At 55.5% G+C, this 20,177-nt stretch carries 22 protein-coding genes; 21 read left to right on the forward strand and 1 reads right to left on the reverse strand.

What is annotated here, in order from left to right:
* Positions 1 to 398 precede the first annotated feature (398 nt).
* Both C7434_RS05415 and C7434_RS05420 read left to right on the forward strand, forming a co-directional pair.
* Entirely contained in the window at positions 399 to 1,250 is an 852-nt protein-coding gene (locus tag C7434_RS05415; protein WP_226374486.1) for an NAD(P)-dependent oxidoreductase, read from the forward strand.
* Positions 1,247 to 2,029: a helix-turn-helix transcriptional regulator gene (locus tag C7434_RS05420; RefSeq protein ID WP_110267533.1), complete on the forward strand. Its 783-nt coding sequence runs from the start codon at positions 1,247 to 1,249 to the stop codon at positions 2,027 to 2,029. Before C7434_RS05415 ends, C7434_RS05420 begins: the two co-directional genes overlap by 4 nt.
* Here C7434_RS05420 and leuA read toward each other — a convergent pair.
* Positions 1,950 to 3,665, reverse strand: a complete 1,716-nt coding sequence (gene leuA, locus C7434_RS05425) for a 2-isopropylmalate synthase (protein ID WP_133745215.1) — start codon at positions 3,663 to 3,665, stop codon at positions 1,950 to 1,952. The genes C7434_RS05420 and leuA overlap by 80 nt on opposite strands.
* A 185-nt stretch (positions 3,666 to 3,850) precedes the next feature.
* Here leuA and C7434_RS05430 point away from each other — a divergent pair, with 185 nt between their 5' ends.
* From C7434_RS05430 to C7434_RS05525, 19 genes are all read left to right on the forward strand, one after another.
* Complete coding sequence (locus tag C7434_RS05430) at positions 3,851 to 4,873, forward strand: dipeptidase (protein ID WP_133745216.1); 1,023 nt, start codon at positions 3,851 to 3,853, stop codon at positions 4,871 to 4,873.
* A 139-nt stretch (positions 4,874 to 5,012) separates the two neighbouring features.
* Positions 5,013 to 5,084 carry a pyrroloquinoline quinone precursor peptide PqqA gene (gene pqqA / locus C7434_RS05435; protein ID WP_009090272.1) on the forward strand — a complete coding sequence of 24 codons (72 nt, stop codon included), beginning with the start codon at positions 5,013 to 5,015 and terminating at the stop codon, positions 5,082 to 5,084.
* 52 nt (positions 5,085 to 5,136) lie between these two features.
* Positions 5,137 to 6,063: a pyrroloquinoline quinone biosynthesis protein PqqB gene (gene pqqB / locus C7434_RS05440; protein ID WP_033741347.1), complete on the forward strand. Its 927-nt coding sequence runs from the start codon at positions 5,137 to 5,139 to the stop codon at positions 6,061 to 6,063.
* Positions 6,057 to 6,812 carry a pyrroloquinoline-quinone synthase PqqC gene (pqqC, locus tag C7434_RS05445; RefSeq protein ID WP_033741349.1) on the forward strand — a complete coding sequence of 252 codons (756 nt, stop codon included), beginning with the start codon at positions 6,057 to 6,059 and terminating at the stop codon, positions 6,810 to 6,812. Before pqqB ends, pqqC begins: the two co-directional genes overlap by 7 nt.
* Before the next feature lie 2 nt (positions 6,813 to 6,814).
* Positions 6,815 to 7,093, forward strand: a complete 279-nt coding sequence (pqqD, locus tag C7434_RS05450; RefSeq protein WP_033741351.1) for a pyrroloquinoline quinone biosynthesis peptide chaperone PqqD — start codon at positions 6,815 to 6,817, stop codon at positions 7,091 to 7,093.
* The gene (pqqE, locus tag C7434_RS05455) at positions 7,080 to 8,222 is read left to right on the forward strand and encodes a pyrroloquinoline quinone biosynthesis protein PqqE (protein ID WP_058701944.1); all 1,143 of its coding nucleotides are present in this window, start codon (positions 7,080 to 7,082) and stop codon (positions 8,220 to 8,222) included. Before pqqD ends, pqqE begins: the two co-directional genes overlap by 14 nt.
* Positions 8,222 to 10,483: a pyrroloquinoline quinone biosynthesis protein PqqF gene (gene pqqF / locus C7434_RS05460; protein WP_133745217.1), complete on the forward strand. Its 2,262-nt coding sequence runs from the start codon at positions 8,222 to 8,224 to the stop codon at positions 10,481 to 10,483. Before pqqE ends, pqqF begins: the two co-directional genes overlap by 1 nt.
* Positions 10,484 to 10,601: 118 nt before the next feature.
* On the forward strand, positions 10,602 to 11,186 hold the full coding sequence (locus tag C7434_RS05465; protein WP_039340419.1) for a YceI family protein: 585 nt from the start codon (positions 10,602 to 10,604) through the stop codon (positions 11,184 to 11,186).
* A 526-nt stretch (positions 11,187 to 11,712) separates the two neighbouring features.
* On the forward strand, positions 11,713 to 12,693 hold the full coding sequence (locus C7434_RS05470; RefSeq protein ID WP_054687763.1) for a 6-phosphofructokinase: 981 nt from the start codon (positions 11,713 to 11,715) through the stop codon (positions 12,691 to 12,693).
* 9 nt (positions 12,694 to 12,702) lie between these two features.
* Positions 12,703 to 13,017 carry a PTS sugar transporter subunit IIB gene (locus tag C7434_RS05475; protein WP_033741363.1) on the forward strand — a complete coding sequence of 105 codons (315 nt, stop codon included), beginning with the start codon at positions 12,703 to 12,705 and terminating at the stop codon, positions 13,015 to 13,017.
* On the forward strand, positions 13,010 to 14,377 hold the full coding sequence (locus tag C7434_RS05480; protein WP_033741366.1) for a PTS sugar transporter subunit IIC: 1,368 nt from the start codon (positions 13,010 to 13,012) through the stop codon (positions 14,375 to 14,377). Before C7434_RS05475 ends, C7434_RS05480 begins: the two co-directional genes overlap by 8 nt.
* Positions 14,364 to 15,206, forward strand: coding sequence for a class II fructose-bisphosphate aldolase (locus C7434_RS05485; protein WP_133745218.1), 843 nt, complete (start codon positions 14,364 to 14,366; stop codon positions 15,204 to 15,206). The genes C7434_RS05480 and C7434_RS05485 overlap by 14 nt, the downstream gene beginning before the upstream one ends.
* A 63-nt stretch (positions 15,207 to 15,269) precedes the next feature.
* Positions 15,270 to 15,539 (forward strand): hypothetical protein, encoded by a 270-nt coding sequence (locus tag C7434_RS05490; RefSeq protein WP_039340416.1) that lies wholly within the window; start codon positions 15,270 to 15,272, stop codon positions 15,537 to 15,539.
* Positions 15,540 to 15,548: 9 nt separating this feature from the next.
* Positions 15,549 to 15,986 carry a PTS sugar transporter subunit IIA gene (locus tag C7434_RS05495; RefSeq protein WP_058701940.1) on the forward strand — a complete coding sequence of 146 codons (438 nt, stop codon included), beginning with the start codon at positions 15,549 to 15,551 and terminating at the stop codon, positions 15,984 to 15,986.
* Positions 15,983 to 16,624 (forward strand): glucokinase, encoded by a 642-nt coding sequence (locus tag C7434_RS05500; protein ID WP_039340414.1) that lies wholly within the window; start codon positions 15,983 to 15,985, stop codon positions 16,622 to 16,624. Before C7434_RS05495 ends, C7434_RS05500 begins: the two co-directional genes overlap by 4 nt.
* Positions 16,575 to 17,006, forward strand: a complete 432-nt coding sequence (locus tag C7434_RS05505) for a thiol-disulfide oxidoreductase DCC family protein (RefSeq protein WP_033741374.1) — start codon at positions 16,575 to 16,577, stop codon at positions 17,004 to 17,006. Before C7434_RS05500 ends, C7434_RS05505 begins: the two co-directional genes overlap by 50 nt.
* A gap of 151 nt (positions 17,007 to 17,157) precedes the next feature.
* Entirely contained in the window at positions 17,158 to 17,565 is a 408-nt protein-coding gene (locus C7434_RS05510) for a DUF2231 domain-containing protein (RefSeq protein ID WP_006119106.1), read from the forward strand.
* Positions 17,566 to 17,577: 12 nt separating this feature from the next.
* Entirely contained in the window at positions 17,578 to 18,879 is a 1,302-nt protein-coding gene (locus tag C7434_RS05515; RefSeq protein WP_054633811.1) for a sorbosone dehydrogenase family protein, read from the forward strand.
* A 628-nt stretch (positions 18,880 to 19,507) separates the two neighbouring features.
* Positions 19,508 to 20,137, forward strand: a complete 630-nt coding sequence (locus C7434_RS05525) for a DapH/DapD/GlmU-related protein (RefSeq protein WP_033741380.1) — start codon at positions 19,508 to 19,510, stop codon at positions 20,135 to 20,137.
* The last annotated feature ends 40 nt before the right edge of the window (positions 20,138 to 20,177 follow it).

Raw genomic sequence — 20,177 nt, forward strand, 5'->3', positions numbered from 1 at the left:
TCGCTTAATATCCCTCTGTATTTGGCCTGAAAGCGGCTATCCCCGGGGATGTCGCCAGCCCGATGCGGGGCGAACGCCACGACGACTGGCGGCAGGTCGCAGTATAGGGGGATAAACGAACCCACGGGCACAGTCGCCCTCATGTTAATCGTTTTGTCTGTTGTCTGGAAAAACGTAAATGTTCAGCCGATGGATGTAACCGTGAGACGGGCATCCTGGGTAGATCTCTCCCGCGTTTGGCCCGGTTGCGGGCCGAACGACAGGCGGCGTTGTCAGTAACTGGTTTGGGAAGCCACAGCGGACGTTAACGGAAGGACGAGGTAACCGATGCTACCTTTTATCTTACGCCAACCCGTATGAGCAACACGGGCCTGACTATTCACTACAAGGAAATCAGCATGAACGTAGCGGTTTTAGGATTGGGTGCCATGGGGCACGCCTTTGCAGCGAATTTACTGAAAAAAGGGTTTGAGGTTCACGGCTGGAACCGCACGCGCGCACGGGGCGAAGACCTGGTTGACGCCGGGCTGAACCTTGCGGATTCGGCATCTGAAGCGGTAAGCGAGGCTGATGTCGTGATTGCGATGTTATCCGATGGCGAAACGACAGCGCAGGTGCTGCATGAGGTGAATGCGGCTCTGAAGCAGGGCGCCACGCTGTGTCAGATGGGGACCATTGGCGTTGAAAAAACCGATGCGCTGATCGCCTTCTTTGCCCAAACGCGCCCGGATGTGGTGTTTATCGATGCACCGGTTTCCGGCACCAAAGCGCCTGCGGAAAACGCCCAGATTCTGGTGCTGGCCAGCGGCGACCGTTCGCGTGCCCAGGCTGCTGAAGCGGTGTTTGCCGCGATGGGTAAAGGCACGCAGTGGCTGGGCGAGGCGGGCAAAAGTTCGCGTATGAAACTGGTGATCAACAGCTGGTTAATCGGCCTGATGCAAAGTCTGGCGGAGAGCAACCGACTCGCTGAACAGTTTGGTTTTTCAACCCACGATCTGTGGCAGGTGCTGGACGGCGGTCCGCTGGCCGCGCCGTATGCCAAAATGAAGCTCGCCATGATGGAAAGCGAAGATTACACGCCGCAGATGCATCTGCAGTGGGCGCTTAAAGATGCCCGGCTGGCGCTTGAGGCGTCGGACAGCACACTGCCCGCGCTGGAAAATATCGCCCGCGTCTGGCAGCAGGCCGTGGAGGCCGGGCACGGCGAAGAGGATTTAGCGGTGATCTATAAGTACCTTAAGTCGCAATGAGTGCAACGATCAGTTTCGATTTCAGCACGCGTCCGCTGGTGCCGCTGGCGCACGATTATCCGCACGGGGCAACGGAGCCCTGGCATTTTCATCGTTGTGCGCAGTTGATTCATACCTTAAGCGGCGTGGTGCGGGTTGAAACCGAACAGGGCAGTTGGGTGGTACCGCCCAGCCGCGGCGTCTGGCTGCCAGCCATGACGCGCCATAGCTTACAGATTACCGGCGCGGTCGCGGCCCGGGTGTTGTTTGTGGACCCGCTGGCCAGGGCCGATCTGCCTGCCAGTTGCCAGGTCGTACAAATTTCGGCCCTGCTGCGGGCGCTGATCGTCAGCGCCATGGATTTACCGGTTTCCTATGCGCCCGCCAGTCGGGCGGAACGGATTTACGAGCTGATCCTGGATGAAATTCGCGGCATGGATGTGCTGCCCTTTGCCTTGCCGGTGCCTGACAGCCCGCGTTTACAGGCATTGTGCATGCAGATTCAGGCGGAGCCCGCCGGTGACTGGACGCTGGCCCGCGCCAGCGAATGGCTTAATGTGTCTGGCCGGACGCTGGCCCGTCACTTCGAACGTGAAACCGGGCTTTATTTCAGCGAGTGGGTGCGCCGTGCGCGCGTGGCCATTGCCCTGACCCGGCTGGCACAGGGCGACCCGGTTCTACAGGTCGCCCTCGATCTGGGCTATGAGAGCCCCGGTGCGTTTAGTGCGATGTTTCGTCGTGTGCTCGGTGTGGCACCGACGGACTACTTTCCGGCGGCAGAAAGTGACCTGCCGCGTTGAGGAGGGCCTGCAGGGCGGCACGTGACGTATCGCTGTCGATGCTGACGCCCCATGCGCGCTCTCCCTGAAGATTGATACAGCTGACATAGGCAACCGATCGGCTGTCGCTGCGTTTTCCCAGCGTGTGTTCATGGTAATGTTCGATCGTTAACGTCAGATCGCAGGCGTGACGCAGCGCGTTGACGGCGGCGGACAACAGCCCGTTACCGCAGCCTGTCAACGGGAGAAGGTGGTCGTGATGGCGGACGTGGGCGCGCAGGCGCGTTTGCTCGCCTTGTTCGCTTTCACTCTGGGCATCCATCAGACGCAGCGTGGGCCGATCAATCTGGTAGTGACGACAGAACAGTTGCCAGACCGCGTGCTGCGTCATTTCTTTTCCGTGGGCATCGGTTTCCTGTTGTACACACCGACTGAAATCCTGCTGAAGGGCGCGCGGCAGTTGCAGACCGTGGTTCTGCTCCAGCAGCCAGGCCGCCCCACTTTTCCCCGACTGGCTGTTAACCCGAATCACCGCTTCATAACTGCTGCCGATATCCGCCGGGTCGAGGGGCAAATAGGGCATCTGCCACACGGTTTCCTGCTGCTGTGCGCGCCAGGTAAACCCCTTTTTGATTGCATCCTGATGCGAACCGGAAAACGCGGTGAACACCAGTTCGCCGGCATAGGGATGACGCGGATGGACGGGCAGTTTATTGCAGGCGGTGACGACCTCAATCACGCGGGCCATGTCACTGAAATCCAGTCCGGGGGCAACACCCTGGGTATAAAGATTTAACGCCAGCGTCACCAGATCCACATTCCCCGTGCGCTCTCCGTTACCTAACAGGCAGCCTTCAATGCGGTCCGCACCGGCTAACAGCGCCAGTTCCGCGCAGGCAACGCCCGTGCCGCGATCGTTATGCGGATGAACGCTAATGCACACTGCCTGTCGACGACTAAAGTGACGGCAAAAAAATTCAATCTGATCGGCATACACATTGGGCGTGTTAACTTCAACCGTGGCGGGTAAGTTGATGATCATGGGGCGCTCAGGCCCGGGTTCCCAGACGGCGGCCACCGCCTCACAAATGTCGAGGGCAAACGCTGGCTCGGTAAAGCAGAAGGTTTCCGGCGAGTATTCAAAGGTCCACAGTGTCTCGGGTGCGGCCTCGCAGGCGGCCCGGATTTCCCGCGCGCTGTCGGTAGCCAGCGCCACAATCTGCGCTTTACTCTGGTTAAATACACGTTCCCGGAACAGCGGTGCGGTGGCATTGTACAAATGGATAATGGCGCGCGGTGCGCCTTTCAGGGCGCAGAAGGTCGTCTCAATCAGATCGTGGCGCGCGGGGGTTAAAACCTGCACCGTCACGTCTTCAGGAATGCGCTGCTGTTCAATCAAATCCCGTACGAAGTCAAAGTCGGTTTGCGAGGCTGACGGGAAGGCGACTTCGATTTCTTTGGCCCCGCAGTCCAGCAATAATTGCCAGAACTGCAGCTTTTGGGCGCGACTCATCGGTTCAGCCAGCGCCTGATTGCCATCCCGCAGGTCGGTAGACAGCCAGCGCGGCGCACGGCTGATTGACCGCGAAGGCCACTGACGGTCAGGCAGGTCAACCAGGGGGAAAGGGCGGTATTTCTCGGCGGGATTCGTTAACATTGCGTTCTCCTTTTCGGTGTCAGCTCAGTGTGGCGAAAGCGCAGCCATGCGGCGCGCGCAAAACTGACAACCTGATACGCAAAAGTGACAACCGTGATTCATGGGCTGTGGCACAGTGTGCGCTGCCATTTGCCGAAGCGGGGCGACAGCGTTAGCATAACCCGGTGTTCTTGAGGGGGTTTTCTATGCAGATTTTCGACGGGCACAACGATCTGTTACTGAATTTGTGGCTGCACCATCGTGATGCGCCTGCTGAGGCGTTCTTTGCCGGCGTGCCTGAGGGCCATCTGGATTACCCTCGCATCCAGCAGGGCGGATTCGCAGGTGGGCTGTGCGCGATTTTTGTTCTGCCGAAGGATTACCTGGCGCAGGTCGCGTCCACGCGTGCTGCAGAAGAACCTTATGATCCCCTGACGATAATGTGGCAGCAGCTTGACCTGCTGCAGCGTATCGTGGCGCACGCGGAGGGGCGGGTAAAACTGTGTCGCAGCGCGGCAGAAATCGACGCCTGTCGCGCAGAGGGCGTTTTGGCGTTAGTCGCCCATATCGAAGGCGCGGATGCGCTGGATCCCGACGGCGAGGCGTTGACGGCGTTTTATCATGCCGGGGTGCGCTCGATTGGGCCTTTCTGGAATCTGAAAAACCGCTTCGGCGAAGGGGTTAGCGGCAGCTTTCCGGGATCACCCGACACCGGTCCCGGCCTGACGGCAGAAGGGGAAGCGCTTATCAGGCAGGCGGCCGCGCTGAATATGATGATTGATGTGTCCCATATGAACGAGAAGGCATTCTGGGATACCGCGCGGCTCGGCCTTTCCCCACTGGTCGCCAGTCATTCCAATGCGCATGCTCTCTGTCCGCAACCCCGTAACCTGACGGATGATCAGCTTCGGGCGATTCGCGACAGCGGCGGTGTGGTCGGGATTAACTTTGGCAACGCTTTTCTGCGTGCTGACGGAAAACGTGACAGCGACACCGATTTGACAGAAATCGTCAAACATTGCGATCACCTTATTAACATAATGGGCAGCGATCATGTGGCCTTCGGGTCAGACTTTGACGGCATTTCGGTGCCCGATGCGCTCGGCGATGTCAGTGGGTTGCCCCAGTTGCTCGCTGTTTTTCGCGACAAAGGCTATGATGAAAGCGTGCTGGAGAAATTGACGTGGGGAAACTGGCTGCGGGTTTTACACCTTACCGGCATCCGTTAACACGTTTTCTTACGGGCTTTTCGTTGATTTCACCCCAGGGTCTGCGAGAAAATAGCGTGACAAGGTTCGCATTTTAATCCCTGTTACGATGCTGTCTTGCAGTACGTTCTTTGTCTGTTTATTTATAAGGAAGAAAATTATGTGGAAAAAACCAACATTTGTTGATCTGCGCCTCGGTCTGGAAGTAACACTGTACATTTCCAACCGTTAATCCTTTGCCCGCCGCTTGTGCGGGCATTTTGTTTCAACACCTGGTCCCTTTCATGTTTATTAAAGTCCTTGGTTCGGCGGCAGGCGGCGGATTCCCGCAATGGAACTGCAACTGTCCCAACTGTCAGGGTGTCCGTAACGGCACCGTTCAGGCGACGCCGCGTACGCAGTCCTCTATTATTGTCAGCGATAATGGCGAGGACTGGGTGCTGTGCAATGCCTCCCCCGATATCAGTCAGCAGATTTTGCACACGCCAGAACTCATCAAAAAAGGTGTGCTGCGCGGTACGGCGATCGGCGGCATTATCCTGACTGACAGCCAGATCGACCATACTACCGGTCTGCTCAGTCTGCGTGAAGGTTGTCCGCATCAGGTATGGTGCACGCCGGAAGTCTATGACGATCTCACCACGGGTTTCCCGGTGTTCACCATGCTGAAACACTGGAACGGCGGCTTACAGCATCGTCCCATTCGCCCGTTAGCGCCGTTTAGCGTGGACGTCTGTCCGGATCTTCAGTTCACTGCGATTCCAATCCTCAGTAACGCACCACCGTACTCGCCTTATCGCGATCGGCCGTTACCGGGCCATAACGTGGCGCTGTTTATTGAAAACCGCGCAAACGGCCAGAAACTGCTGTATGCGCCCGGACTGGGCGAGCCGGATGCGGTGATTCTGCCGTGGCTCGAACAGGCGGACTGCCTGCTGATTGACGGCACGGTCTGGCAGGACGATGAATTACTCTCCGCGGGCGTGGGCAAAAATACCGGCAAGGCCATGGGCCATCTGGCGCTGGCCGAAGAGCAGGGGCTGATGGCGTTACTCGCCCGTCTGCCCGCAAAACGCAAAATCCTTATTCATATTAACAACACCAATCCCATTCTTGACGAACAGTCGCCTCAGCGTCAGTACCTGACTGAACAGGGCATTGAGGTGAGTCAGGACGGAATGGCGATACAGTTGCAGGACGAAAGATGCTGATTACGGAAACCCTGTCGCCTCAGGCCTTCGAACAGGCGCTGCGTGATAAAGGCGCGTACTACCATATCCATCACCCTTATCACATCGCGATGCACAATGGCCAGGCCACACGCGAGCAGATTCAGGGCTGGGTGGCGAACCGCTTCTATTATCAAACCAGTATCCCGTTGAAGGATGCGGCCATCATGGCCAACTGTCCCGACCCGGCCACCCGGCGTAAATGGGTACAACGTATTCTGGATCACGATGGCAGCCAGGGCGCTGATGGCGGCATTGAGGCCTGGCTGCGGCTGGGCGAGGCGGTCGGGCTGACGCGTGAGGCATTGCTTTCTGAACAGCATGTCCTGCCGGGTGTGCGTTTTGCGGTAGATGCCTATGTCAACTTTGCCCGCCGCGCTAACTGGCAGGAGGCGGCCTGCAGTTCGCTGACGGAGTTGTTCGCGCCACAGATTCATCAGTCACGGCTCGACAGCTGGCCTCAGCACTATCCGTGGATTAAAGAAGAAGGCTATTTTTACTTCCGCAGCCGTCTGAGTCAGGCCAACCGCGACGTGGAACACGGTCTTGCCCTGGCGCTTGAGTTCTGTAATACGGCGGAAAAACAGAACAGGATGCTGGAGATTCTGCAGTTCAAGCTGGACATTCTCTGGACGTTGCTGGACGCCATGACCATGGCTTACGAACTTCACCGCCCGCCTTATCACAGCGTGACCGATAAGGCCGTCTGGCACACAACCCGACTGGTATAATGATGAACGAACACACAATTGTCGCCTTTCGCCGTGGCTACCGTATGCAATGGGAAGCGGCACAGGACAGCCATGTGGTGCTTTATCCCGAAGGCATGGCGAAGTTAAATGAAACCGCTGCGGCCATTCTGGCGCTGGTGGACGGCAAACAGGATATCGCTTCCATTATTGCCACGCTGGATGCTCAGTTCCCGGACGCGGGCGGCGTGGGCGAAGATGTGAAAGAATTCCTGCAGTCAGCTTATGAACAGAAGTGGATACAGTTCCGTGACCCAGCTTAAACCCGGCGTCAACCCACCGCTCTGGCTGCTGGCAGAGTTAACCTATCGCTGTCCGCTGCAGTGTCCGTACTGTTCGAATCCCCTGGATTTTGCCCAGCAGGCGCGCGAGCTTACCACCGCACAGTGGATCGAGGTCTTTCGCCAGGCCCGTGCCATGGGCAGCGTGCAGCTGGGCTTTTCGGGCGGTGAACCGCTGACGCGTAAGGATCTGCCCGAACTCATCAAAGCGGCGCGTGATCTAGGGTTTTATACCAACCTGATCACCTCCGGCATTGGTCTGACGGAGAAAAAACTCGACGCATTCAGCGAGGCCGGTCTGGATCATATTCAGATCAGTTTTCAGGCCAGTGATGAAACCCTCAACGCGGCGCTGGCCGGCTCGAAAAAAGCCTTTCAGCAGAAGCTGGAGATGGCGCGCGCAGTGAAAGCTCACGGCTATCCGATGGTGCTGAATTTCGTACTGCATCGCCATAACATCGACCAGATCGATAAGATTATCGATCTGTGCATTGAGCTGGAGGCGGATGATGTTGAACTGGCGACCTGCCAGTTTTACGGTTGGGCGCAGCTGAACCGCGAAGGGTTATTGCCGACGCGTGAGCAGATTGCCCGGGCGGAGGCGGTCGTTAACCGCTACCGCACGCAGATGAACGAGCGGGGCAGCCTCACCAATCTGTTGTTCGTTACGCCAGATTACTATGAAGAACGACCAAAGCCGTGCATGGGCGGTTGGGGCGCGATTTTCCTGAGCGTCACGCCAGAAGGCACGGCGCTGCCGTGCCACAGCGCGCGACAGTTGCCGGTGGCCTTTCCCTCGGTCCTGGAGCAGTCGCTGGAAGACATCTGGTATCACTCGTTTGGTTTTAACCGCTACCGGGGGTTCGACTGGATGCCGGAACCTTGCCGCTCCTGTGATGAAAAAGAGAAAGACTTTGGTGGCTGCCGCTGCCAGGCCTTTATGCTGACCGGCGATGCCGATAATACCGATCCGGTCTGCAGTAAGTCACCGCATCACGGCACAATCCTTGAGGCGCGCCGTCAGGCAGACTGCAGTGATATCAAAATCGGTCAGCTACAGTTCCGCAACCGCACCAATTCTCAGTTGATCTATAAAACGCGGAATCTGTAATGCACACACGCAGCCTGACCCTGAACGGACTCCGCGTGACGCTCGTCCACCAGCCGGACGCAACGCAGGCGGCGGCGCTGGTGAAGGTGGCGGCGGGCAGTCACGATGAACCTGATAACTGGCCCGGCCTGGCGCATCTGCTTGAGCATATGCTGTTCAGCGGTGGCCAGCGCTGGCCCGACGAAGGGCGGCTGATGAGCTGGGTGCAGGCGCAGGGCGGACAGGTGAATGCCACCACCCTGGCGCGCCAGAGCGCCTTTTTTTTTGAAGTCGCCCCGGACAGTCTGGTTGATGGCCTGCTGCGCCTGCAGGATATGCTGAGCGTGCCGCGGTTAACGCCAGAGGCCATTACTCAGGAAATTGCTGTGATTGATGCCGAGCATCGGCTGCTGCAGCATCACGCTGCGGCCAGAGCAGAGGCGGCTATATTCTCAACGGTCATCGCACCGGCCAGTTTCCAGCGCTTTCAGACCGGCAACAGGGCGGTTTTTGGTGACAACGTCACTGAGTTGCAGGCCGCGCTGCGGGCGTTTCATCAGCGTTTTTATCACGCCGGCACGATGACGCTGTGGATTCAGGGGCCGCAGCCGCTGGACGAACTGGCAACGCTGGCTGAGATTTTTGCTGCTCCTTTTGCCCTTCGGGATGCGGGCAGTCTTCCGGCACCAGACGTTGAATTATCGGCCGACAGGAGGCTGATGTTGCAGCAGGACGGCCCGTCCGAAGTGACGCTGAGCTGGCTGTTACCAACGGCGTTAAGTGACAGTGTCATGCTGTTGCGCGAGTTTTTGCTGGATGAAGCCCCCGGCGGCTTGCTGGCCGCCTTGTACGCGCGCGGGCTCGCCAGTCAGCTACAGATAAAATGGCTGTATCAGTCCGCAAAAACGCAGTGGTTGATGATGACAGTGACGGGTGAGCAACCCGCCGTGGTACAGGCATTGCTGATGTCATTTTTCGCCGCCTTGAGTCATACCACAGCGACGCAGCGGCAACACTACTGGCACCTGGCGCAGCGGCGGCTGGCTGCATTGTCGCCCTTAATGCAGCTTCAGGCGCGGGCTTTAGGGTTTGCCGCCACGGGCGACTGCCCCGAACTCTCGCCCTTATTACAGACGCTGGCCGGCGTGCCAGCAACCACCCTGGTTTGTGCCGCTGACGTGGCTGGCGAATCACGCAGCGTACAGGGTTATGCGCTCACCCTGGCGCGCTGGCAGGTGCCCGACGTCAGTGTTCCCCCTGTTGAGTGGTTTTATTATCCCGGCCCTAATCCTTTCCCGCCCGCCAGGCTGCCCACCACCGCGGTGACGTTGCCACACATTCACCCGGATGAAACCGCCGGCACGCTGATACTTCGTCCCGAACTGTACAGCACGCTGGCGGCAGGTCAGGCCTGCGAAAGCGCCTTGCGGCCGGTGTTTGCAGTACTGCGTCACTTTGGCGGCGGTGGGGAATGGTGTGAAAGGCAGGGCGTCTGGCAACTGACGCTGGACTTACCCGCCGACGAGGCGTTGCTCAGCGCGGCGCTGGCGCAACTGTTATCCTGCCTGATGCCGACAACGGAAGAGGCCAGCTCTGCCATTCCCGGTATTGCAATACGCGAACTGCTACGGCAATTGCCTTACTGCCTGGCGTCGTCCGTGCAGCCGCAGCGCTGGCGGGCCATCCTTCTGGGCGGTAATGCCCTTCGACATCAACAACTTGCGCAACAGCTCAGCGTGCTGAAGGTCAATTCTGCTACATTACCCGCGCGGGCATGGGTGAGCGGCGAAAGCAGGATACCGCACCCCTCGGACGACAGCGCCATTCTGCTGTTTATACCACTGGCCGATCCTCAACAGCTGGCCGCCCTGCGCGCGCTGGCGCTGCTATACGCGCCGCGATTTTATCAGCGCTACCGTGTTGAACACCCCATCGGTTATGTCGTCAGCTGCCGTTACCAGCGTTGTGTGGATATCGACGGTATTCTTTTTGCGCTTCAGTCACCGACCCTGTCTGCCACAACGCTGATTCAGTATTGCGACGATTTTCTGCAGCAGATGACGTCCGTGACAGACGCGGCCGATCTCGACGGGGTGAAAACACAGTTAGCCGCAGCGCAGGAAGAACCCACCGTCGAGGCGCTGCGTCAGGCTAACGGACTGCCCACACTGACGTCACAGGATATTGCTGCCCTCAGCACTCAGCAGTTAACGCAGCTGCATCACCAGTTATGCAGCCAGAAATCAGCGTGGCGCATCTTACGTACAGACGATAAGCAGTAGAATAATTACTCGTCGATATTGTTGAATGATTTTGATTGTTTACGCCAAATCTCTTCACTTTTTATTCCTGCCGCTTTGCACCAGACTCAATGTGACGCCATAAAAAAAGGAATGAAAAGTGAAAGATGTTAAACGTTTTACACTGCCACTGATCGCAGTTGCCGCGCTGTATATCCCGGTTTCTCAGGCTGAGACAATGCACTACCAGCTGGACCCACAGCATACGTCGGTCGTTATGAGCTGGGAACACTTCGGCTTCTCGCATCCTACCGCCGATATTCCGGATGCCACGGGGTCACTGGTGTTCGACAGCAGCAAGCCCGAGCAGTCGCGTGTTGACGTGACCTTGCCTGTCACCAAAATTGACAGCCATGTGCCTGCACTGACGAAAGAATTTAAAGGCGCCGACTATTTTGACGTCGCCAAATACCCGAGCGCGACCTTCCGCAGCACCAAAGTCATTGCTAAAGGCGATAACAAATTTGACGTAGAAGGTAATCTGACGCTGAAAGGCATCACCAAACCGGTTACGCTGCACGCCACGCTGAACAAGCAGGGTGAGCATCCGATGGTGAAAAAGCAGGCGATTGGTTTTGATGCGACCGGCACCATCAAGCGTTCTGACTTCAAACTGGATAAATACGTGCCTGCGGTCAGCGACGATGTCAAACTGACCATCTCCACCGAAGCGTACGCAAAATAACGCTTCCAGCATGTTTTCCAGCCCGGCACATCCGTTGCCGGGTTTTTTTATGCCCGCTTTACCCAACGCCATCGGTACAACACAGCCCGCTTTGCGCAAACGTTCATCATCGTGCCGCGCGTGTAAGAAAACCCGGTGAACGCTTAACCGGACAAGATGAATCCTTTTTCGCTGCCGAAATAACCGGTATCTATGCTGCCCGCCAAAATAACCCGTCAGCATCACAGTGAAAAGTGAGGCGAAAATCACAAATCTGCATCACGGTTTTTTTGTTATCCGGACACGCGCCTGAAATAACCGTTTCTCTTCGCCTGATGATATTTAACCTGTTGTTTTATCAACCGAAGCTCACAGACCGGGCGCGCTTATTAATTGTGATTTAATTCACATAAACACCTGTTATAACCCCGCTGTCAATCTATCCACCCGGCAAAATACTCTCGTTTTTGTGATCTCACTTGCAAATATAAGGCTTGTATCCCGAAACAATAGCCCGCAGACGCATTGAGCCAGAGAGGAATGGAGAATGAGAATCGGGATGGTAATCAGCGGCGGCGATGTTACCGGCATAAATAATTTTATTTTTCAGATTGCGAGAATGACGCAGGCGGAAATGCTGTTATTTAATGGCGGTATTCCGGGACTTCTCGATAATGTCTGTCAGGAAATTGCGCAACGCGATTTAGTGGATTTCTCTGTTACCTCGATTCCGGTTATGCAGTCGGGAAGGACCACGCGAAAATTAATTCGCAGCGAATACGAAACCATCACCCGACAGCTCAAGGCATTGCGTATTGATGTATTAATTATGGCCGGCGGAGATGGCTCACTGCAATTTTTACATACGCTGAGCGAATTTGGGGTGAACTGTTTTGGCATCGGCATGACGATTGATAACGATGTCTTCGGCAGTGATTATACCGTGGGCTTTTCCACTGCCTGTGAGCAGGTACTTAAAGAGGTGGCAAAACTGCGGAATACGGGGCGCGCATTAACCGGCCGGGTATTTATGGTCGAGTTGCTCGGTGGTTACTGCGGTGAACTGACGCTGCAATCGGCAATAAAATCGAATGCGGATTTTGCGTTAATCCCCGAGTGTCAGATTCCGACGGCGACGCTGGCCGGGCGCATCACTCAGCGCCTCAGTGAACAGAACAGCGTCATTATCCTGTGCTCTGAGGGCTATACACGTGAATATTCACCGGGCTTTCAGGGCGCAATCGATACCTTAATTAAGCAACTTGAACCGTTGATCGGTGTGCGCATTCGCAAAACGATTGTCGGTTATGGACTGCGTAATGGCGATCCCACCTGTGAAGAAATTTATCAGGGTACCATTATGGCAAGTGAAGTGGTTCGTTGTATTCAATCCGGAATGCGCAATAAAGCCGTCATTATTAACGGCAGCAATAAGCCTATTCCGATTGACTTAATAAGCATGAAAAAACGCCTGGTCGATACAGAAGGGCACCATTATAAACTCGCTAAACAACTGCAAATAGTGTGAGGAGAAAACATGCTGAAAATTTTATGTGTTTGTGGTTGTGGTCTGGGTTCAAGTTTCGCCATCGAAATGAGTGCGAAAGCCGTTTTAAAAAAACTGGAAATTGAAGCCGATATCGATCACACCACAATTTCAGAAGCTAATGCATTTAAATCCGACATGATTCTGACGCAAAAAGCGTTTGCGGATGTTTTAAATGCTGACGCCACACCAGAACAGATTAAACGGGTCATTATATTAAATAAACTTACCGATAAAGCCGAAATTGAGCAAAAGATCGTGGCTTTCTTAAAAGAACGTAATATGAAGGTTGCTAATCATGAATAGTGTAATCAATTTTCTGGTTAAAGATTTACTGGGGCAGGCATCCATTCTTATCGCTTTTATTGCGCTGATTGGGCTGGTGCTGCAAAAGAAATCTGCGGGAAAAGTGGTGGAAGGGACGTTTAAAACCCTGCTCGGCTTCTTAATTATGATGGCGGGCATCAATATTATTGTCGGCGCACTGACCTTCCTGAACAGTATCTTCACCCACGGCTTTGGCATGCAGGGCTACATCACTGATGTGGCTGCCATCGCCGGGCTGGCCAACCGTGAACTGGGCTCCGAAGTGGCCATGACGCTGCTGGTGATCTTTATCGTCAATATCATCATTGCCCGCCTGACGCCGTTTAAATACATCTTCCTGACCGGACAGGCGTTGTTATGGATGGCCACGATTGGTGCGGTCATCGGCTATAAAGCAGGCTTAACCGGCTTACCGCTGATTCTGACCGGCGGGATTTTTGGTGGCGTTATGGCTGTCGTGATGCCCGCGCTGGCCCAGCCGGTGGTACGGCGTATTACCGATTCGGATGATGTCGCCCTGGGCCACTTCTGTACCATCGGCTATCTGCTGACGGCGGCCGTGGCGAAGGTGGTCGGAAAAGGTTCACGTTCGACGGAGGATCTGAAGTTACCGGACAACTTCAAATTTTTACAGGACACCTACCTGTCAATGGCGGTGGTGATGGTGCCAATGTACCTGATCCCTGCGCTGGCAGCCGGTCCCGCCTTTATTGCGCAGTACAGCAGCGGCACCAACTACCTGATGTATGCCTTTATGCAGTCCATTCAGTTTGTCGCGGGCGTGTTTGTCCTCTACAGCGGTGTGCGACTGCTGCTGAATGAACTGGTTCCGGCATTCCGTGGCATTGCCATGCGGCTGGTGCCGGATGCGAAGCCTGCACTCGACTGCCCGGTCATGTTTCCTTATGCGCCTAACGCAGTCATTGTCGGTTTCCTGGCGACCACGCTCGGCTCCGTGGTCGGCATGCTGGTGTTCCCGATGTTTGGTCTGGCAATGATTCTGCCGGGTCTGCTCACCAACTTCTTTGCAGGCGGCACGGCAGGCGTGTTTGGTAATGCGTTGGGGGGCCGGCGCGGGGCGATGATCGGGGGCTTCGTGCACGGCTTATTCATTACCTTCCTGCCGGCCATTCTGGTGCCGATGCTGGAAAGTTATGGCTTTACCGGCGTGACCTTCAGCGATTCCGACGTCATCAGTACCGGGCTGGTTTTGGGACATGCTTTCCAGAATAACTGGTTGTTCGTCGCCGTATTCGTCGCCTTTGTTACCGCTATCGCCTGGTTTGTTAACGGAAAATCCACTTCATCCCGTGAGGAAAACGTGCATGAAACTTTATAATTTTACTGACCTGCTCAAGATTGCCAAAGAACGTAATTTTAAAGCGGTGGGATCGTTTAATTTACATTGTCTGGAAATGCTGCCCGCCTTTTTTAAGGCGGCAGAACAAACCCACAGCCCGTTAATGATTCAGATATCTACCGGTACGGCAAAATATCTCGGACACGAATTACTGGTCGATGCCGTTAAATCTTTAGCGAAAAGTAAAAATATTCCAACCTGTCTGCATCTGGATCACTGTTCTGATTTAGAGGCGATTCAGACAGCGATTAACGCCGGATTCAGTTCGGTCATGTACGATGGCTCACATTTACCGCTTGAGGAAAATATTGCTAATACCCGACGGGTTATTGATATGGCGCGCCCGCTAAATGTCTCCGTGGAAGCTGAGCTGGGCGCAATCGGCGGATCGGAAGATGGTAAATGCGTGGAGATGGATGAAATTGCGTTTACCCCTGTAGAGGATGCCAGGCGCTTTGTGCACGAAACGGGCGTCGACATGCTGGCGATTTCCATCGGCACCGTGCACGGCCTGTATACCGGGAAAGCCCATATTCAGCACCAGCGCCTGGCCGCAATCACCGACGCCACCGCGACGCCGCTGGTCCTGCACGGCGGAACGGGCGTGAGTGATGAAGATATGCGCCTGGCTGTCAGCAGCGGTATCGACAAAGTGAACGTGGGCACCGAGATGAATGTCCAGTGGGTGGCGCAGTGCAAAACCACGTTCGAAAAAGGCAAAGTAAACGACAGCGTGCGTAATTTCCTGGTGCCCGCTAATAATGCGGTAACCAATGTATTAGTGGAAAAAATGCAGTTATTCCGCTAACCCCATTTATCCCGACGTAAATAAACCTGAAGTGCCCGCGCGCTTTTCGGGGCAGGAGTCGCTATGTTTGGATTCATGAAAAAGAAAGTGGAAAATCAACCGCAGGATGCGGCCGAACAGGATCGCCTGGCAGAATCCGTCAGCGAGAAAATAAGGCAGCTGGAAGCGAAGCTGGCCAGTAATACCGCCGATACCGACACGCAAAAACAATTAATGCTGGAATATAACCGGGCATTATCACTCTATGCAAAAAGCCGTCGTTACCGGGATCACATCGATCCTCTGTTTGTGAAAATTGATGAATTACGCAATCTGGTGCGAAAATCAGTTTAAGGAGCAGTAATGACCATTAAACAGTTATTACAGGAAGCCAATGCCATTCAGGTCGGGGTTGCGGCCAGCGACTGGCAACAGGTGATCGCCATGGCGGCCAAACCGCTGGTGGCGGGCGGCTATATTCGGGCCTCGTATCCTCAGGCTGTCATTGATAACACGCTCACGCACGGTGCCTATTATGTGTTTGAAGAAGGTATCGCCATTCCTCATGCCCGCCCGGAAACGGGCGTTATTCGCGACTGTTTTAGTCTAATTGTGCTGGCAGAACCGATCTCGTTTGAGGGCAGTGAAAAGGCCGATATCGTCATCATGTTCGGTGCCCGTGACAGTAATGCCCACATTGAAGAGGGCATTCGCGCGATTGTCTCGCTGCTTGACGATGACGCGACGCTGGTCAGACTACGCCAGGCCAGTAGCGTGGCGGACGTCATGGAGATCTTATGACCAGACAGGCAGAGAGTAAGCGAGTAGTACTGGTTAACGGAATTCCCGCCTCGGGTAAAAGTACGCTGACCCGGATGCTGTCCGGGCGTTTCACCTTACCGGTATTAACGCTGGACAGCATTAAGGAGCCCTTCATGTCCAGCTTCGCCCCGGTCGATCGTCAGCGTAACCGACAGCTCGGCTGTGCGGCTTACCAGGCGATCTGGAATATTGTGGGCCAGTCACCGGTGAACACGGTTTTTCTGATTGATGCCTGGTTTGGGTTTCAGTCGAAAAGCGTGCTGGAGCAGGGTTTACAGCGAGCGGGCGTGGATGAGGTGCTGGAGATCTGGATGCAGATCTCACCCGATGAGGCGGTGGCGCGTTACCAGGCTCGCCTGGCGCAACGCATGCCGGGTCACCCCGGCGCGGAGTATCTTCCGGAACTGCGTCGTCTGGCGGAAGAAGCACAACCCATGGCACTGGGGCCGCTGCTGCGGGTTAATGCCAGGGCCATCGATGAAGCGGCGGTTTGTCAGTGGCTGGCTCAGCATACGGGAAAGAAGGACTATACTGCGTCTGTTGAGGATGAAACAGAGGAGCCGCCCCATGCCACAGCCCCCTTATCTGCAAACGGGCGAGAGCGTCGTGCTTTATGATGGTGTATGCAAACTTTGTACAGGATGGGTGCGTTTCCTGTTGCGCCACCGGCTGGCGCGGCAGGTCCGTTTTGCTTCCGTCCAGAGTGAGGAGGGCAAAGCACTACTGAGATGGGCCGGCCTGCCTGACGACAATATCAGCACGATCGTCTACATTCGGGATGAACAGCACTGGCTTCGGGCGCAGGCTATTTTTCGCGTTTTTCAGCAGTTGCCGCTGCCGTGGCGCATTATGAGCGTGCTGCGCTGGTTGCCGAAACGCCTCAGTAACCTTTTTTACGACGCCATTGCGCTGAACCGCTACAGGCTGTTTGGCCGCTATGCGACGCAACAGCCCATTCGCGCCGATTATCCAGGCCGGTTCCTGTCGCATCAGGCCTGACGACACCGCTTTACCCGTCATCGCCTGCAAAGGTGAATTAAAACCATCATTTTTCTTCAGGTTTACTAATATTTTACAGGCAGGTTAACAACGTAATGGGAAGGTAATACGTTGTGCCTGGGCTGTATAACTATTGAAAATGGAGAAAATCATGCGCAACACCTCTGGACGATCGGCCATCGCCGTGACGCTTTACGCTCTCCTCGAACCTCTACCGGTGGGCTTTTTTGTAGCGGCCTGGCTGTTCGATATCGTCTATATGAAGACGACTGTCATCTTCTGGTCTGTCAGTGCCAGTTGGTTAATCGCAATAGGTCTGGTCATCGCTGTTCTGCCACGAGTAATTAGTCTTATTTATCTGTTCCGCGGCAGCAGCGCGCCAGAGAAAACCCATTTCTGGATCTCGCTGGTGGCTATCCTGCTGGCTATCGCCAACGCCTTTATTCACAGCCGTGATGCGTACGCAGTGGTGCCCACGGCGGTGATTCTCTCAACGCTGGTGGTGATACTGCTACTGCTGGCGAATGTGCAACTTGCCCTTCGTCAACGCATCGCTTAAGGAGAAGCCCCAATGAAAATACCACAATATTCCCTGATAGCGTTGGCGCTGACGGCCCTGTTAGCCGGGTGTGATAACGGTGCGTCGGTCGCGCCTGAAAAACAGATTGGTGCGAATCCTGAGCTGCCGGAAGCCAAAAATTTTATGGTACCGCCGATGCAGGTGCCCAAAGGTGTTCCGTGGAAGAACGGAGAAATGCCCAAGGTCGCCGAGGGGCTGAAGATAGAGAAGATTGCCGATAAGCTTCAGCATCCTCGTCAGGTCTACGTGCTGCCGAACAACGATATTTTGGTCGCGGAATCCAACGGCACACCCAAACCCACGACCAAGCCGAAAGAGCTGATTACGGGTCTGGTAAAAAATGCCTCAGGTAAAGGGGGCAAAGGCGGTAACCGCATCACCCTGTTGCGTAATGTGAATGGCAAGTGGGAGCAACACCGCTTTATCGAAAATCTGACCGCGCCGTTTGGCATGCAACTGGTCGGGAATACCCTGTATGTGGCAAATGCAGACAGTCTGGTGAAATTTCCCTACAGCGAAGGACAAACCGAGATTCGCACCGCGCCGGAAGAGGTGACCGAATTACCCGGCGGGCCCATTAACCACCACTGGACAAAAGCGCTGTTAGCCAGTCCTGATGGCAGCAAACTGTACGTCGGCGTCGGGTCGAACAGCAACATCACCGAAAACGGTATTGGTGCGGAATACCGCCGTGCCGCCGTGCTGGAGGTCGATGCCGCCAGCGGTGCCAGCCGCATTTATGCCAGCGGCTTGCGTAACCCGACGGGGCTCGACTGGGAGCCGCAGACGAAGCAGCTGTGGGCGGTTGTCAACGAGCGTGACGAAATTGGCTCGGATCTGGTGCCCGACTACCTGACGTCTGTTAAAGAGAAAGGCTTCTATGGCTGGCCCTACAGCTATTTTGGTCAACACGTTGATGTACGCGCTCAGCCGCAGCGACCGGATCTGGTCAAAACAGCCATCAAGCCTGATTACGCTCTGAGCTCGCATGTCGCCCCACTGGGCCTGTTGTTTTATGGTGCAGAGAATATGCCGCAGTACCGGGGCGGTGCCTTTATCAGCGAACACGGGAGCTGGAACCGTAAGCCACTGAACGGCTACAAGGTCATCTGGGTGAAATTCGAAAACGGGAAACCGGTGGGGCAACCGCAAACCGTGGTGTCCGGCTTTTTGACTGAGGATGAAAAAGAAGTGCACGGCTTACCGGTGGGCCTGGCCAGCGATAAGCAGGGCGGGTTAATTATCGCCGATGATGCAGGTGATACGATCTGGCGCGTCAGTTCAGCGAAGTAATTGCGACTGCGCAGGCATAAAAAAAGGATTTGGCATAACGCCAAATCCTTTTTTCTTTTGTTCGTCCTGCGGCGGGTAACCGGAGGACAAACGAGGTGCTCAGCACTCTCCACAGGTTGAGTGTAAAGAGTGACAGCGAAGACTTCAAGTTTGGCCAAAATACTGTATATTTATACATGTGTTGAGCGTCGGGCATCGCACCGTGGTTAACTGATTGCTTCCAGGGGAGCACGGTTATGTAAATCCCGGCAGGTCCCAGGTGGTGCTGGCCTGTGGCTTAAACCATGAGTGCCGCTCAGCCCTCTCCACAACGTTGTGCTCAGGCAGTCGGCGGGTAATGTCAGAGTCCTGGCTGCTGAACAGCGCGCTCCCTAAGCAGGAGAAGGAAAGTGATGGAACTGACTAAGCTGATTCTGGAGATTATCCGGGTCATCTTGCAGATCATCGTTGCCCTTTTGCAACTGACCGGTCATGCAAAATAACCGGAACTTTGACCAAGGCGGAGCTAACCACTCCGCCTTTTTCGTTGTCAATTGTCTGTCATGTTATCCGGCTACAGTGGCGCGGCAGTCAGGCGCCTTACGGGCATCACTTATCCAGACCTCAGACCAGAGCCGGGAGCGTTTCCATGTCACTTGCCGCGGTAAAACCCGCCAAACTTCAGCAAACCGAAATCGATGCCAGCGTACGCATGCGTGAAACGCAGATTGGCGCGCAGTGTGAAATTCTGGCTCACAGCTATCTGGAATACAGCACCCTGGGCGATTTCTCCTATGTAGGTGAACATTGTTGCATTGCCGACAGTGAGATTGGCCGTTTCACCGCGATCGCTAATCAGGTCCGGATTGGCGCGCCGAATCACCCGATGAATCGCGCGTCACAACACCGCTTTACCTATTGTCCGGAGTATTACGACGCGACCGCCACGCGCGACCACGGTTTTTTCACCGCCCGGCGAGAAGACAGAGTGATCATTGGCAATGACGTCTGGATCGGTCATGGCGTGATCGTATTGCCCGGCGTCACGGTGGGCGACGGGGCGGTGCTGGCGGCGGGCGCGGTGGTGACGAAAGACGTTGCAGCCTATACCGTGGTCGGTGGCGTGCCCGCCAAACCGATTCGGGTTCGCTTCCATCCGGCGATTGCCACGCGCTTACAACACATCGCCTGGTGGAACTGGCCACGGGAAAAGATCATGGCAAACCTTGCCGATTTTCAGTCAGAGGATATTGAGCAGTTTTGTGCAAAGCATGGCTGAATGCGACGGGGATAAAACGGTGGCGGATGCCACCGTTTGG

Source organism: Pantoea sp. PNA 14-12 (genome assembly GCF_004364735.1).
In the GTDB taxonomy this organism is placed as follows: Bacteria; Pseudomonadota; Gammaproteobacteria; order Enterobacterales; family Enterobacteriaceae; genus Pantoea; species Pantoea stewartii.